Annotated in this window: 11 protein-coding genes and 3 tRNA genes; 6 read left to right on the plus strand and 8 right to left on the minus strand. The window is 34.7% G+C overall.

The window, feature by feature from the left end; translation table 11 throughout:
• On the plus strand, positions 1-215 hold a 215-nt coding region (locus ES676_RS13420), incomplete at its 5' end, for a transposase (protein WP_148370844.1).
• A 218-nt stretch (positions 216-433) separates the two neighbouring features.
• Here ES676_RS13420 and ES676_RS13425 read toward each other — a convergent pair.
• The 4 genes from ES676_RS13425 to ES676_RS13440 form a co-directional block, all read right to left on the minus strand.
• Positions 434-507, minus strand: a tRNA-Arg gene (locus tag ES676_RS13425).
• Positions 508-560: 53 nt separating this feature from the next.
• Positions 561-635 (minus strand) — tRNA-Pro (locus ES676_RS13430).
• A 17-nt stretch (positions 636-652) separates the two neighbouring features.
• Positions 653-740 (minus strand) — tRNA-Ser (locus ES676_RS13435).
• Between the two features lie 100 nt (positions 741-840).
• Entirely contained in the window at positions 841-2,889 is a 2,049-nt protein-coding gene (locus ES676_RS13440; protein ID WP_148370845.1) for an HD family phosphohydrolase, read from the minus strand.
• A gap of 156 nt (positions 2,890-3,045) precedes the next feature.
• Between ES676_RS13440 and ES676_RS13445 the strand changes: the two genes are divergently transcribed.
• On the plus strand, positions 3,046-4,224 hold the full coding sequence (locus tag ES676_RS13445) for an acetyl-CoA C-acyltransferase (protein ID WP_148370846.1): 1,179 nt from the start codon (positions 3,046-3,048) through the stop codon (positions 4,222-4,224).
• A 19-nt stretch (positions 4,225-4,243) separates the two neighbouring features.
• Positions 4,244-4,993 carry a C40 family peptidase gene (locus tag ES676_RS13450; protein ID WP_148370847.1) on the plus strand — a complete coding sequence of 250 codons (750 nt, stop codon included), beginning with the start codon at positions 4,244-4,246 and terminating at the stop codon, positions 4,991-4,993.
• 74 nt (positions 4,994-5,067) lie between these two features.
• Here the strand turns inward: ES676_RS13450 and ES676_RS13455 are convergent, their stop codons facing one another.
• Both ES676_RS13455 and gyrA read right to left on the minus strand, forming a co-directional pair.
• Positions 5,068-6,306, minus strand: coding sequence for a tetratricopeptide repeat protein (locus ES676_RS13455; protein ID WP_148370848.1), 1,239 nt, complete (start codon positions 6,304-6,306; stop codon positions 5,068-5,070).
• A 58-nt stretch (positions 6,307-6,364) separates the two neighbouring features.
• Positions 6,365-8,920 carry a DNA gyrase subunit A gene (gene gyrA / locus ES676_RS13460; protein WP_148370849.1) on the minus strand — a complete coding sequence of 852 codons (2,556 nt, stop codon included), beginning with the start codon at positions 8,918-8,920 and terminating at the stop codon, positions 6,365-6,367.
• 262 nt (positions 8,921-9,182) lie between these two features.
• Between gyrA and ES676_RS13465 the strand changes: the two genes are divergently transcribed.
• Both ES676_RS13465 and ES676_RS13470 read left to right on the plus strand, forming a co-directional pair.
• Positions 9,183-11,735 (plus strand): ATP-dependent Clp protease ATP-binding subunit, encoded by a 2,553-nt coding sequence (locus tag ES676_RS13465; RefSeq protein ID WP_148370850.1) that lies wholly within the window; start codon positions 9,183-9,185, stop codon positions 11,733-11,735.
• A 68-nt stretch (positions 11,736-11,803) separates the two neighbouring features.
• Positions 11,804-12,196, plus strand: a complete 393-nt coding sequence (locus ES676_RS13470; protein ID WP_148370851.1) for a hypothetical protein — start codon at positions 11,804-11,806, stop codon at positions 12,194-12,196.
• A 71-nt stretch (positions 12,197-12,267) separates the two neighbouring features.
• Here ES676_RS13470 and hutH read toward each other — a convergent pair whose 3' ends face one another.
• On the minus strand, positions 12,268-13,776 hold the full coding sequence (gene hutH / locus ES676_RS13475; protein ID WP_148370852.1) for a histidine ammonia-lyase: 1,509 nt from the start codon (positions 13,774-13,776) through the stop codon (positions 12,268-12,270).
• 120 nt (positions 13,777-13,896) lie between these two features.
• On the opposite strand from hutH, the gene ES676_RS13480 reads away from it, so the two are divergent.
• Positions 13,897-14,964, plus strand: a complete 1,068-nt coding sequence (locus tag ES676_RS13480) for a redoxin family protein (RefSeq protein ID WP_148370853.1) — start codon at positions 13,897-13,899, stop codon at positions 14,962-14,964.
• Positions 14,965-15,038: 74 nt separating this feature from the next.
• On the opposite strand, the gene ES676_RS13485 is transcribed toward ES676_RS13480, so the two are convergent.
• Positions 15,039-16,625, minus strand: coding sequence for an NAD(P)H-hydrate dehydratase (locus ES676_RS13485; protein WP_148370854.1), 1,587 nt, complete (start codon positions 16,623-16,625; stop codon positions 15,039-15,041).
• Between the last annotated feature and the right edge of the window lie 186 nt (positions 16,626-16,811).

The following is a 16,811-nucleotide window of genomic DNA, read 5'->3' on the forward strand; positions in this document are numbered from 1 at the left end:
ATAACGAAGTAGAAAACTCAAATTTTAAGTCCTTCAATACCATTGCAAGGTCTATACAAATCCATTACAAACCAATTTTGAATTATTTTAACAACAGGAGCACCAATGCTTCCGCGGAATCTTTTAATGCAAAAATCAAAGAGTTCAGGTCGATGTTTAGAGGCGTAAGAGATGTTAAGTTTTTCTTGTTTAGACTTACTAAATTATATGCCTAATTTATGTCACTCCCCAAAAATATTCCTTGATCCATTTTTCCTTTCTAGATTGACTACTATTTTTGCTTAAACACAACATTTAGGAATGATCCGTAGAACACTGAAAATGCTAAAGTAATTATTTAAGATTGATCCGGGTTTTGTAAATATTTTTGATGAAGAGTTAATAATAAACCCTATAAACCAAAAAAGACCTACTAAAACAGTAAGTCTTTTTGTGAGCCCGACAGGATTCGAACCTGTGACCGCCTCCTTAGAAGGGAGGTGCTCTATCCAACTGAGCTACGAGCCCGTAACTATAAAATTTGAAATGTCACACCTTTAGTATGACATTTCGGTAATTTGTCGGGGTGGCAGGATTCGAACCTGCGGCCTCCACGTCCCAAACGTGGCGCGATAACCGGGCTACGCTACACCCCGATTTGGTTATCTAATTGCGGAGAGACAGGGATTCGAACCCTGGGTACCCTTTTGGGGTACGACGATTTAGCAAACCGCTCCTTTCGGCCACTCAGGCACCTCTCCAATAATTTTGCAATGAACTTTTTTTACCTCCGTATTGCGGATGCAAATGTAAGACAAGATCTCATATATCGCAACATTTTTTAGTACTTTTTTTTAAAAATTATTCGGGGTATTCAATTCTAAGATGGTAAATATTTGCAAGCTTGCGTTTTAGGACTTTTTTAATCACCTGAATTTCTTTAAAAGTAATGTTCGCATTTAAGAATTGGTCCTCGTCCATTTGTTTATTGAGTATGTTTTCGACAAATTTATCAATTTTAGTAGACGTTGGGTCTTTTAAACTTTTTGATGCCGCCTCCACACTATCACACATCATTAAGATAGCTGTTTCTTTACTAAACGGCTTGGGCCCCGGATAAGAGAAATCGGTGATAGAAACATCCTCATTTACCCTTTTCTCTTTCATATAAAAATAATACACCGTACTTGTACCATGATGGGTTCTTATAAAATCGATAACGCGATCTGGTAAGTTATTTTTTTTAGCTATTTCTATTCCATTTATAACGTGACCCACTATAATGCGCGCACTTTCTATTGGCGATAAATCATCGTGCGGATTTACGCCCGAAGATTGATTCTCGGTGAAATAGGTAGGATTTCTCATTTTACCAATATCATGATACAACGCTCCTACCCTAACCAGCATAGCATTTGCACCAATTTCGTTAGCAGCAGCTTCAGCTAAGTTAGCGACGTTTAAAGAATGATGAAACGTTCCTGGCGCATCGTTAGAGAGTTGTTTTAATAGTTTAGAGTTTGTATCTGAAAGCTCTAATAAAGAAACATCAGATACCAAACCGAAAAGTTTTTCGTAGATATAAATTAATGGCTGTACGAATAAAGTTGCTAGCCCACACAGTACAAACATTGCAAAGGTTTCCCATTTTAAAGTTTCTACGCTGCCCTCATGAATAACGAAAAAAGCAAAATAGGCAATAATATAAATCAAAGTAATTTGTCCAACAGAGATAAATAAATTAGCTCTTTTATACAGTTCAGAAACCGTTAAAATAGTAACGATACCCGCTATAATTTGTAAGAACATATACTCGTAACTATTAGGGACAATAGACCCTAATAACAACACCGTAATAACGTGAGTGAACAATCCTAAACGGGCGTCGAAAAAGGCTTTTAGAACCAAGGGTAGCATCGCTAAGGGTATAATATAAATGTATTTAGAGTTGTAATTAACCATTAAGCTAGTTAAAAAAACCATTAATAATATATTGAAAAATATGAACGTTACTTTGGTATCATTTTTAAAAACGTCTAGTCGGTATTTACGTAAGAAAAGCAATAGGATCATTAAAGCCAAAGCAACCAATAATGTGTACGCAAATACTATTAAATTGTAATTAGATTCGTTCCAGACTTGCGATTCATATTCCGATTCTAACGATTTTAAAATCAAAAATTTATTACCTTCAACAATTTCACCTTTAGAGATGATTAGTGTCTCTTTTTCAATACTTCCTCTTGTAAAAGAAATAGATTGCACTGCTTGATTTAAAACAGTCTCCGTAAATATTTTATTATAAGTTAAATTAGGTTTAATAATATCGAAAAACAAGGCTATATATTCACTTTCATACGTCTCCAAATTAGCTTTCTTGAGCTTTTCTAAAACATCATTTTTTATATTTTCAAGCTGATAAATATTAGAAAATTGGGTTTTGTAGCGCTCTACCCGATCTTCTAAAATAGTGACGTTGGTTGTTTTTGCGCTAGATAAATTATCTTCTAAAATCCCAAATTCATACAACTCATCAACGATTTGCTCTCCTTGCCTTTTTAGAGAATACCCTTCATCACCATAGATAGAATCGGGGAAAATTTTGTAAAAATTATCCTGATAATCCCTTTTTACAATAGGTAGTACTTTAGTATCTATCGAGAAATACTTTACAGCGCTAGATTCTATGTCCTCTTTCTCTTTGGACAGTTCTATAGGTGTTTTTTGAATCGCAAAATTAAAAGGTGCGTATAAGGTTTCCGACTGCCATGGTTTTCCTTTTTCAAAGTTGTATTTAAAACGACCGCTTTTCGGAAACAAATACACTATTAAAAAAGTGGTGGCTATAAATAGAATTACCTTATATAAAAGAGAATGGTTTTTATAAAACGTATTTATGAAGTCTTTCATCAATAAAAAATAGTAAATTATTTTATCTTAACCCAATGGTTTAGCACATCAAAAGTACTAAATATTGTTTTTAAAGCACGTTAATATCGATTTAAGGTTCTCCTTTTTGCTAAAAAATGATTAATTTCGCTGAACATATAAAAAATTTAAAACAAAATGAGTAAAGAAGTAGTTATTGTATCGGCAGCCAGAACCCCTATAGGTAGTTTTTTAGGCGCACTATCAACCATTCCTGCACCAAAATTAGGGGCTATAGCCATTAAAGGTGCTTTAGAAAAAATAAATCTAAAACCAGAATTGGTTGAAGAAGTTTTAATGGGAAATGTTGTGCAAGCAGGTACAGGTCAGGCTCCTGCCAGACAAGCTGCTATTTTTGCCGGAATTCCTAATACAGTGCCATGTACTACAGTTAATAAGGTATGTGCTTCTGGTATGAAAACTGTAATGCAAGCCGCACAATCTATAGCTTTAGGGGATGCGAGTATTATTGTTGCTGGGGGAATGGAAAATATGAGTATGATTCCTCATTATATGTATGCCAGAAAAGGAACTAAATTTGGTTCTGCTACGCTTATAGATGGTCTGCAAAAAGATGGTTTGGTTGATGCTTACGATCAGAATGCGATGGGAGTTTCTGCAGATGCTTGTGCTACTAAATATAAATTTTCTCGAGAAGATCAGGATGCGTACGCAATACAATCTTACAAAAGATCGGCTGATGCTTGGGAGAAAGGAAAATTTAATAACGAAGTAGTTCCTGTTGAAGTACCACAACGTCGTGGAGAACCTGTTGTAGTGATTAAAGATGAAGAGTTTGAAAATGTAACATTAAATAAAATTCCTTCTTTACGTGCTGCTTTCTCAAAAGATGGAACGGTAACCGCTGCAAATGCATCGACAATTAACGATGGTGCCGGAGCAATGGTATTAATGAGTAGAGAAAAAGCTGATGAATTAGGATTAAAACCTTTAGCCGTTATTAAAGGTTACGCCGACGCAGCACACGAGCCAGAGTGGTTTACAACTGCACCTTCAAAAGCATTGCCTAAAGCTTTAGATAAAGCAGGTATTGCTCTTAAAGATGTTGAATTTTTTGAATTCAACGAGGCATTTGCAGTTGTTGGTTTAGCTAATATGAAAATATTAGGACTTACCGATAAAAATGTAAACGTAAACGGTGGTGCTGTTTCTTTAGGACACCCACTTGGATGTTCGGGAGTTAGAATTTTAATTACACTTTTAAATGTTTTAGAGCAAAACGATGCTAAAACTGGAGCAGCCGTTATTTGTAATGGTGGTGGTGGAGCTTCTGCTGTAGTAATCGAGCGTTTGTAATAGCCGTTAAAATGAACTAATGCAATACGGAATTTGTAATTTAAGTATCGTTCCCTTAAGATTTGAAGCCTCCGATGCCAGCGAGTTAGTCTCGCAGGTATTGTATGGCGATATCTTTAAAGTATTAGAACACCGTAAATCTTGGAGTAAAATTCGTTTGGCTTTCGATAAATATGAAGGATGGGTAGACAATAAGCAGTATAGTGAACTTACTGAAGAGCAATACACTGATTTGTCATCCCAACCGTTACAATTAACTACCGATTTAGTCGATTTTATTCAGGATAACGACAAGCAATTATACACAATACCTATGGGTTCTGTCCTTAATGGCACAGAGTTATTAAACCATACATTCGAAGGACACTCATCGTGCGCGATTAATGATAAAAGTACTATTATCGGTACTGCTTTTTCATATATAAATGCACCCTATTTATGGGGCGGTAAAACGCCTTTTGGTATTGACTGTTCTGGGTTTACCCAAATGGTTTACAAACTGAATGGTTACGCCCTTTTAAGAGACGCATCGCAGCAAGCAATGCAAGGGGAACCACTAAGTTTTATTGAAGAAAGTGAGCCAGGAGATCTCGCTTTTTTTGATAATAATGAGGGCGTAATAACTCACGTGGGTATTATAATGCAAGATAATTACATTATTCACGCCCACGGAAAAGTGAGAATAGATCGCTTAGATCACTCTGGTATTTATAATGTAGATACTAGAAAGCACACCCACAAACTAAGAGTCATTAAAAAAATTATATAATAAAAAAAGCCAACTTACAAGTTGGCTTTTTTTATACTTATTTTTCAGAATTCACTAGGTAAATCTTAAATAGATTAAATTTTATACTTTGCTTTAATCGCATTAAGTTTCGCTTCTTCGCCAATGGCGCTATAAATACCCTTTAAGGTTCTAGCAACATCGATGTTACCCTCGTCAATTTTTAATACGCCTTCTAAGTAAGGAATAGCTTCGTAATAAATATCAGATCTTTTCTTCTTAAGTTGGTCGTAGCGGTTATTATCAGAAACAGAACTTCCTAATCCATTCATTTCTTTAATAACAGCAACCTCTTCTTCTAATATTAATGCTGCAATATTAGTCGCTGCATTAACATAAGCCGGATCTAATTGTAACACTTTTTTGTAGTACATTTTTGCCTCCTTTGCATTCCCCGCTTCAGCAGATAGTACACCCAAGTTATATAATAAATCTTTATTATTAGGATCTTTCTGCGTCGCCTCTTTTATTAAATTAGTATACGCTTCTCTGTCTTCTAATTTGTAATGCATATTCGCTTCAATAAGAATTAAATCGATATTTGAGGGATCTGCTTCACGGGCTACTTTAATCGCTTTTAAACCTTTTTCAGATTCACCTAAACTATTATAAATTAAAGCTATATTCTTTGTGATTTCTGCCGTTTTAGATTCCGATTCTACATCCTTAGGACTGATATGCGTTTTAACCTTATTTACATAGACATCTCTAGTTACTTTATCGAAAGATTCTTCTTCTCCAGTCTCTTTGTTAGTTGCTAGATATTGCATTTCAACACCCGTATATCCCAATTCTTTTAGTTCAAGATAATGCTTAAGTGCTATTTCTACTTCTTGAGCACTAACAGCACTGGCAGCTGCGTAATATAAATACACTTGATCTGACGGCACAAGGGCGTAAAGCATTTCGAATAATTTAGCTGCTTCGCTATATTTTCCTGAGGTATATAAATTATTAGCTTTAGTTAATAATTCGTTTTGAAGTGATTGCTTAATCTCTGAAACCTCGCTAACGTAATTATCGTCCACTTTAGTCAAATCACTAATCGCTATTTTAAAATCGGCATTAGATCCTGCTCCATTAGCATAATAGGCTTGCGCTTTATTAAAATAGTATTTAGATTTTAATTTATCATCCATAGAACCTACCATAGATTCTAATTCTGATACCACTGATTTTGCCTCGGCGTAATTATTATTTTTTACGGCCCTTTCTAAAGTTCTAAGCTCTCTTTTTTGCGCAAAGGTCGTAATAGTAACCATTACTGCTAAAGCAAATATGAATTGTTTTTTCATCTGATTTATAATTTGTATTTAATTTTAATTCTTAAATAATCAATAGTTATGCCAATAATTATTCGTTATCTGTTGTTAAATCTTCGTTAGTTTCTTCCGACACCTCAGTTGTGTCAACAGTCTCTTCAGCCAATTCAATAACATTACCATCGTCATCAATAATAACGTCGTCTTCATCTTCGTGCAATACTTTAGCAACAGCAGCGATAGCGTCTTTTCCTTTTAAATTAATAAGACGAACTCCTTGTGTTGCGCGTCCCATAACTCTTAAGTCTTTAACAGCCATTCTAATCGCGACTCCAGATTTATTAATAATCATTAAATCATCTTGATCGGTTACATTTTTAATGGCCACTAAGTTTCCTGTTTTTTCTGTTACAGAAATTGTTTTCACCCCTTTACCACCACGGTTAGTAATTCGGTAATCGTCTAAACTAGAACGTTTTCCGTAACCATTTTCTGAAACCACAAGAATGTTGCTTTCCATATCGTCTACGGCGATCATTCCTATAACTTCGTCTGTTTCACTTTGCAAAGTAATACCTCTTACTCCAGAAGCACCACGACCCATTGGTCTTGTTTTGGCTTCTTCGAAACGAATTGCTTTACCCGATTTTAAAGCTAACATCACTTGACTTTCACCTGTTGTTAATTTAGCTTCTAGTAAAACGTCGTCTTCCTTTACAGTAATGGCGTTAATACCATTAGCTCTAGGTCTAGAATATTGCTCTAAAGAGGTTTTTTTAACCTGACCTTTTTTCGTTGCCATTATTACATAATGACTGTTAATGTACGCTTCATCTTTAAGATCTTGAGTACAAATAAATGCCATTACTTTATCGTCTTGTTCTATATTTATAAGGTTTTGAATCGCTCTACCTTTCGATGTTTTACTACCCTCTGGTATTTCGTAAACACGCATCCAGAAACATTTCCCCTTTTGGGTGAAGAATAACATATATTGGTGGTTAGTACCCACAAATAAATTTTCTAAGAAATCTTCATTACGTGTTGTAGACGCTTTTTGACCTACACCTCCTCTATGTTGCGTTTTGTATTCTGAAAGCGATGTACGCTTAATATATCCTGCGTGAGAAATAGTAATAACCACTTTCTCATCTGGAATCATATCTTCGATACTTAGGTCACCACCAGCGTACTCAATAATACTTCGGCGTTCATCACCATATTTATCTCTAATTACAATCAATTCGTCTTTAATAATCTCCATTCGACGCTCTTTGCTTAATAATATAGCTTTAAGATCTTCGATAGTTTTCATTAATTCTTCATATTCCGTACGCAACTTGTCTTGTTCTAGACCCGTTAACTGACGCAAACGCATTTCGACAATAGCTTTGGCCTGAATTTCTGAAAGTTTAAAACGTTCAATTAAGTTAGAGCGCGCTTCATCGGCATTCTTCGAGGCTCTAATAATTGCGATTACTTCATCAATATTATCAGACGCTATAATTAATCCTTCTAAAATATGAGCACGCTCTTCAGCTTTGCGCAATTCGTATTTAGTACGTCTTACGACAACATCGTGTCTGTGTTCTACAAAATAATGAATTAATTCTTTAAGGTTTAATAATTGAGGTCTACCTGCTACTAATGCAATATTGTTAACGCTAAAAGAGGATTGTAAAGCCGTATATTTATATAATTTGTTAAGTACAATATTTGGTATAGCATCACGCTTTAAAATATAAACGATACGCATTCCGTTTCTATCCGATTCATCACGAATACTCGCTATCCCATCCATCTTTTTATCGTTAACTAAATCGGCAGTTTTTTTAATCATATCTGCCTTGTTAACTTGATAAGGGATTTCGGTTACGATAATACACTCGCGACCATTAACCTCTTCGATATTTGCTTTTGCACGCACGACAACACGACCACGTCCTGTGTGGAATGCTTCGCGTACACCATCATAACCATAAATTGTTCCTCCTGTAGGAAAATCGGGAGCCGTAATGTGCTGCATTAATTCGTCGATCTCTATGTCTTTATTTTCAATATAAGCCATAGTACCATTGACAACCTCTGTTAAGTTGTGCGGCGGCATATTAGTTGCCATACCTACGGCTATACCGGAAGCACCGTTAATTAACAATCCTGGCACCCTTGTAGGCAACACTGTTGGCTCCTCTAAGGTGTCATCAAAGTTTAATTGATGGTCTACAGTTTCTTTATCAATGTCGGCAAGCATATCCTCAGATATTTTACGCATACGTGCTTCTGTATAACGCATTGCTGCTGGACTATCTCCATCTACAGAACCAAAATTCCCTTGCCCATCTACTAGCATATAACGCAAACTCCATTCTTGAGCCATACGTACCATTGCATCGTAAACAGAGGTATCACCGTGTGGGTGGTACTTACCTAAAACCTCCCCTACAATTCTCGCAGATTTTTTATGCGCACTATTGGCTCTAACACCCAGTTCGTGCATACCAAAAAGCACACGTCTATGAACGGGTTTTAAGCCATCTCTAACATCTGGTAGAGCACGTGACACAATGACTGACATTGAATAATCAATGTAAGCCGACTTCATTTCATCTTCAATGTTAATCGGGATAAGTTTTCCTCCTTCTGCCATTATATAATATAATTAAGTATTTATGAGTGTTTCAAAACGTGCTAATATAATCAATTCATTAGTGACAGCAAGCCTTTAAGCCCTTTCTTTTAACACTTTTTATTAACAATTAATAATCTGCCTTTTTTAATAAGTAAGTTGTTAATTATATTGATTTAATAATTTTTTTTTGTCTCTTAGCTAAGTACATATTATTTAAGGAATAGTTTTTGCCATTGGTAATATGATTTAGTAATTTTAAGCATAGAAAGTAAACTATTATATGGACGATAATTTTTCACCACGAGTAAAAGATGTTATTGCTTTTAGCAAAGAAGAGGCGTTACGCCTTGGCCATGATTTTATAGGTACCGAACATTTAATGTTAGGTCTTCTAAGAGATGGTAATGGTAAAGCTATTAATATATTGAATGCTCTAGATATAGATTTAAACCACTTAAGACGTAAAGTTGAAATACTAAGCCCAGCAAGTCCAAATATTTCAATTGTAACTAACGAGAAAAAGAATTTGCACCTAACCCGTCAAGCAGAACGTGCTTTAAAAACAACCTTTTTAGAGGCTAAACTTTTTCAAAGTACATCAATAAACACAGCACATTTATTGCTGTGCATTTTAAGAAACGAAAATGATCCAACAACCAAACTTTTAAATAAGTTAAAAGTGGATTACGATAACGTTAAAGAACAATTTAAGTTTATGATAACAAACGACGATAATTACATAGAACCAAAAGCAGAATCGTTTCCAGATGATGACGCCAATACAAGCGACGATAACGACTCTAAAGATATTTTTAATACACCGACACCTAATAAGGGGAATAAAAAGTCTAAAACACCTGTTTTAGATAATTTTGGGCGCGACCTCACAGCAATGGCTGAAGAAGGAAAACTTGATCCAGTGGTGGGGCGTGAAAAAGAAATTGAGCGCGTGTCTCAAATTCTATCGCGACGTAAAAAAAATAACCCTTTATTAATTGGAGAGCCCGGTGTTGGTAAATCGGCTATTGCTGAAGGTTTAGCAAATAGAATTGTAAAACGAAAAGTGTCGCGTATTCTTTTTAATAAGCGTGTCGTAACACTAGATTTGGCCAGCTTAGTAGCAGGTACAAAATACAGAGGACAGTTTGAAGAACGTATGAAAGCCGTAATGAACGAGCTTGAAAAAAATGATGATGTCATCTTGTTTATCGACGAAATTCATACCATCGTTGGCGCAGGTGGAGCCACCGGAAGCTTAGATGCTTCAAATATGTTTAAACCAGCCTTAGCACGTGGAGAAATACAATGTATTGGAGCTACAACTTTAGATGAATACAGACAGTATATTGAAAAAGATGGTGCTTTAGAGCGTCGTTTTCAAAAAGTAATTGTCGAGCCTACTAACGAAGAGGAAACCATAGAAATCCTTAATAACATAAAAGAAAAATACGAGGAACACCATAATGTAGAGTACACGCCCGAAGCTATTGAGGCGTGTGTTAAACTTACGAGTAGATATATGACAGAGCGCTTCCTTCCAGACAAAGCTATCGATGCTTTGGATGAAGCAGGATCGCGTGTGCATATTACGAATATCGTGGTGCCAAAGAAAATTTTAGAACTCGAAAAACAACTTGAAGAAGTTAAAGAAACTAAAAATACGGTTGTTAAAAAGCAAAAGTACGAAGAGGCTGCGCGTTTAAGAGACGACGAAAAACGTCTTGAAAAAGAGTTAAGTATCGCTCAAGAAAAATGGGAAGAAGACACCAAACTGAATAAAGAAACAGTAACCGAAGATAATGTTGCCGATGTCGTGTCTATGATGACAGGAATTCCTGTAAATCGTATTGCACAAACAGAAAGTAACAAATTGGCTCAATTACCAGAACTTATTAAAGGTCGTGTTATTGGTCAAGAAGATGCGGTAGCCAAAGTAGTTAAAGCTATTCAGCGTAATCGTGCGGGACTTAAAGACCCCAACAAACCAATTGGTTCATTTATATTTTTAGGACAAACTGGTGTTGGTAAAACGCAGTTAGCAAAAGTGTTATCGCAACAATTATTCGACAGTGAAGATTCTTTAATTAGAATTGATATGAGTGAGTATATGGAGAAATTTGCGATTTCTAGATTAGTAGGAGCACCTCCAGGATACGTAGGTTATGAGGAAGGTGGTCAACTAACCGAAAAAGTAAGACGTAAGCCATACGCTGTTATTCTGTTGGATGAAATTGAAAAAGCACATCCCGATGTGTTTAATATGCTTTTACAAGTTTTAGATGATGGTTATTTAACAGATAGTTTAGGGCGTAAAATTGATTTTAGAAATACAATCATAATAATGACCTCTAACATTGGTGCTAGAAAAATAAAAGATTTCGGTGCAGGTATTGGTTTTGGTACAGCATCACAAAAATCTCAAGAAGATGCCAATACTCGATCAGTAATAGAAAATGCTCTTAAAAAATCGTTCGCTCCAGAATTTTTAAATAGAATCGACGACGTTATCGTATTTAATGCTCTAGAGAAAGAAGATATTAATAAGATTATAGATATAGAATTAGATAAATTATTGTCTCGTATTAAAGATTTGGGCTATACTTTAGAGTTATCTACAGCTGCAAAGGAATTTATTGCAGAAAAAGGATTCGACAAGCAGTATGGTGCTAGACCTCTAAAAAGAGCAATACAGAAATATGTTGAAGATACTTTGGCTGAAGAAATTATTAAATCTCATATTTCTGAGGGAGACATCATTAAAATGGATTTAGATAAAACCTCTAATGAGATTAGCATAGCGATAGAAAAATCTAAAAAATCGACTGAATCTTAAGTACTACATTAGGTAAAAAAAAGGCTTCAATTATAATAATTGAAGCCTTTTTTTATTAAATTTAGCTCATGAAAATTGAAAATAATAGTTTGGAGTTTTGCAAACTTACCTTTTATGAATACTATGTTGTTTCTATAATAAAAGAAGGTATTGTTTTGACGTCAGATTTAAGTTTAAAAATAACCGCTGTTATTTTAAATTTTTATCAGGATAAACCCTTTGTTTACATAACGGATAGGAAAAATAATTACTCTGTAGATCCTTTGATTTATAAAAGAACATCGCAAGCAACCAACTTATTAGCGTTCTGTATTGTTACGCAGAATCATTTTAATGAAAGCAACGTTGAAATAGAGCGTCTATTTTTAAAAAAACCATTAAAAGTACTTACCAGTGTTGTCGAAGCCAAAAATTGGGCAACTATAATTTATAACAATTATTTACTTAACGAAACAAACTAACAAAAAAAACCTCTTTATAACTTAAAGAGGTTTTTTATAGATAAGAATATCGTTAATTTATTTAGTCATACTTAAAATAATTCTGCTGTATCAATTTGTAATTGCTGTAAAAATATAATAGAATTTTCTATTGGGTAATGTAGTACTTCATCTTCTTCAATAAACGGAACTTCTACTCTATATGAGCTTAATAATTGCTCAATAAACGGGCTTGACTGTAAAGGCTTTCTAAAAGCTAAGGCTTGCGAGGCATTAAATAACTCAATAGCCAAAATACGCTCTACATTATTAATTAAAGTAAAGGCTTGTGTTGCTGCATTTGCACCCATACTAACGTGGTCTTCTTGTCCGTTACTAGAAACAATACTATCTATACTCGCTGGACTTGCTAATTGCTTATTAGCACTAACAATACTAGCGGCTGTATACTGCGGAATCATAAACCCCGAATTTAAACCCGGATTATTAACTAAAAATACGGGCAAACCTCTTAAACCGGAAACTAATTGAAATATACGACGTTCAGAAATGTTACCAAGTTCGGCCATTGCTATCTTTAAATAATCTAAAGCTAAAGCCAGAGGCTGACCGTGAAAATTTCCACCAGAAATAATTTCGTCGTCTTTAGAGAATATGTTTGGGTTATCGGTTACCGAATTAATTTCGGTTTTAAACGTTTTTAAAACAAAATCTAAAGTGTCTTTTGTCGCCCCGTGAACTTGTGGAATGCATCGAAATGAGTACGGATCTTGAACGTGTTGTTTCTCTTGATTAATAATAGCGCTTTCATTTAAAAACTCTCTAATTCTTTCCGCCGTTTTTAATTGTCCGTTATGCGGTCGCACCAAATGAATTAGCTCATTAAAAGGATCCAGTCTGCCATCGAAAGCATCAATAGAAACACTCGCAATTAAATCGGCTAAATATGATAATTTAAAACTCTTCAGAAGTAAATACACCCCGTAAGCACTCATAAATTGTGTGCCATTTAATAACGCTAAACCTTCCTTAGATTTTAAGGTAATAGGTTCCCAATTCAATATTTTTAATACCGCTTCCGAGGTCATTTCTTCGCCCTTATAAACCACCTCTCCTTTTCCTATTAATGGTAACGATAAATGTGCTAATGGCGCTAAGTCTCCAGAGGCTCCTAAAGAACCTTGTGTATAAACAATGGGCAATACAGAGGCGTTATACATGGCCACCAAACGTTCTACGGTTTGTAATTGTATTCCAGAATACCCGTAACTTAACGATTGTATTTTTAATAATAACATTAGTTTAACCACAGCTTCGGGAACGCGATCTCCTGTACCGCAAGCGTGAGACATTACTAAGTTTTCTTGTAATTTAGTTAAGTTTTCGTTAGAAATTTCTACATTATATAAAGAACCAAAACCTGTGTTTATACCATAAATTGGCTTGTCTTGTTTAGTTAATTTGTCGTCTAAATAGGTTCTACAATTAACAATGCGCTTTTTAGAGTCTTCAGATAATGCTAATGTTTTTTCTTCGGAAATTATAGTGCTTAAAGTTGTTAGCTCTAAGGTTTCAGAAGATATATAATGTACTGTTTCCATATATTTATTTTGAACCGTCAAAAGTCATCATTCAAGAGATATTATGCAAATAAATTCAACTTAATAATTTAATACTAATTTTATTCTGCTATTTTTGATTAAAATTAAAATAAACTAATAATGAAAAAACTTTTAATATGTATCTCTGCATTAGCTATTGTTGCGTGTAAAGACGAAGGGACAAAAAAAGACGAAGCGCCCAAAGATTATGTAACACTCTCAGGAAAAATCACAGATAAAAGTAGTGATTCTATAGTTGTAAGAAACCGTGAGTTTTCGAAAACCATAAAAGTGAATGAGGATGGAACATTTTCTGACACTCTGAAGGTTGACACTGGTCTCTATTCCATATATGATGGAAACGAGCAAACAGCAGCATATTTAAAAAATGGTTACGATTTAAACTTAACGTTAGATACAAAAAAGTTTGATGAAACCGTGAAGTATTCTGGAAATGGTGCCGAACAAAGCAACTTTTTAGCTAAAAAATCAGTTTTAGAAGAACGTCTTTTAGACATTGATAAATTAGCAGAATTAGATTCTTTAGGATTAGAGAATAAAATGAGCGCAATAGAAAAGGAACTCCTAGCCTTTTACGACGCTGACAAAGCTATTGACACATCATTGACCAACACTGCTACTAAAAATGTTAAGCCAATGCTTAAGTTTTATAAAGGTTACGTTGGAGAAAAGATTGCTTTAAAAAGAGATTTACCTAAAGGAGCGCCATCGCCAACCTTTGTAAATTACGAGAATTTTAAAGGCGGCAAAACATCTTTAAAAGATTTAAAAGGTAAATTTGTATATGTAGATATTTGGGCTACTTGGTGCGGGCCATGTAAAGCAGAAATTCCTTCACTTAAAAAACTTGAAAAAGAATACCACGGTAAAAACATAGAATTTGTTAGTATTTCTACAGATAATGGTCGTGGTTATAGAGCTGAAACTCCAGAAGAATCTGCTAAATTAGCCTACGATGGATGGAAAGAAATGGTGAAAGAAAAGGAATTAGGCGGTATCCAACTAATGTCGGATAAAGCGTTCCAATCTGATTTTATTAGAGCTTATAAAATTAATTCTATTCCTAGATTTTTACTAATTGATCCTGCAGGAAATATTGTTAGCGCTGATGCTCCAAGACCATCAGACGAAAAGTTAGTTGATCTATTTGATAGTTTAGAAATATAACTTTCAAAATAAAATAATACAAAAAAAGCGAACTATTAAGTTCGCTTTTTTTTATGACTTTTAATGAGTCCTTTCTATTTTTTACGTTGGCCTTTATCGTTAGACTTAGATGTCTCATCCTCTTGTGTTGGGTTAGTTTCTTGAGGTTCTGGCGGACTGAATAAGTCTAAATACGCCCCAGCAATACCGTTTATAACATCGCTTGCGGTTAAACTTTGGTAGCCAAAATCTTCTATAATAACGTCGGCAGCTCTTCCGTGTAAATACACACCAAAAATGGCAGCGATTAATGGTTCGTAACCTTGAGATATTAGTCCGGTAAGAACACCAGTTAATACATCTCCAGTTCCTGCAGTTGCTAACCCCGGATTTCCTGTGGTATTAACAAATAGTTTTTCTTTATATACCGTAATGGTGTTTGCTCCTTTTAAAACAATAATAACATTGTATTTTTTAGAAAAAGCTTTTGTTTTCTTTAATTTATCAAAATCATCACTCCACTTCCCTATTAAACGTTCTAATTCTTTGGGATGTGGTGTTAACACAGAAAATGCTGGTAACAATTTTAATGTTTCCTTACTTTTGGCTAAACAATTAATCGCATCAGCATCAATTACTAAAGGTGTTTTGGTTGTTTTTAAAAATTTAGTAAACGCTTTAATCGTCCGTTCTTCCGTGCCCATCCCTACCCCAATTCCAATAACGGTTGGGGTGATATCGAATGTAATATTAGTAAGGTATTCTTCATTAGCATCTGTAATTACCATCGCTTCTGGCAAACTAGATTGTAAAATGGTATAACCACATTTTGGCAAATAGGCCGTTACTTTTCCTGCCCCAGAAACCAACGCTGCTTTACTCGCCAAAGTTACAGCACCTATTTTACCATAACTTCCTCCAATAATTAAACTATGCCCAAACGTACCTTTATGAGAGAATTTTTCTCGCGGCTTGTACAACGGCAATACTTCATTTTTCCCTATAAGTTCGGCTTCTGTTTGTGTTTCTACTAAATAACCAGGATCTAGTCCTATATCTAACACTTCCCACTGTTCCGTATAATTTGCTGTTTCGGGTAAGAAAAACACCAGTTTTGGAGTTTGAAAACTTAAAGTATGGGAAGCAGAAACTACAGTTTCAGGATCACTTGGTACTTGATCGGTATGTAATCCGGAAGGCACATCTACAGATAACGTATAAGCTTTAGAGTCTTTAAAATGGTTAAACAAACCTTTAACCCATTCCCCTACCGGCCTGTTAATACCTATGCCGAACACGGCATCTACAATAATATCATTTTCATTTATTGCAGGAAAATCTTCTTTACAATCTAATAATGTTGGCCATTCTTTTGTTACATTTTTAATACGATCGTAATTAATTAAAAAATCTTTAGAACGCTTAGTACTACAATTAACCACATAGGTGTGCACATTATAACCGTGAGTAATTAAATGTCGCGCCACAACCAAGCCATCTCCCCCATTATTACCAATACCACAAAATACGTGAATAGGCACTTGAGCACCTTGCATACGCCTATGCAACCAATTAAAAATCTCAATTCCGGCACGTTCCATTAAATCGGTTGCGCTTATGTTTTGTTTTTTAGCAGTCAACTCATCACCAGCGTAAATTTGATCTTTAGTAAATATTTTCATCTATAATCGTCTATAAATTAGCATTCCGTTTGATTTTTAAAAGGTTAGACAATCTGCCTATAATTAATAAAGGTTATAAAAATCATTATTTTTAACCTAATTAAAAGTAAAAGTAATATATTTATAAGGCATAGCACAGAAAAATGTTTAACAAAACTAAAATACTAACGTCTCTAATAACCGCTT

Origin of the sequence: Bizionia saleffrena (assembly GCF_008086175.1) — a bacterium.
GTDB lineage: Bacteria > Bacteroidota > Bacteroidia > Flavobacteriales > Flavobacteriaceae > Bizionia > Bizionia saleffrena.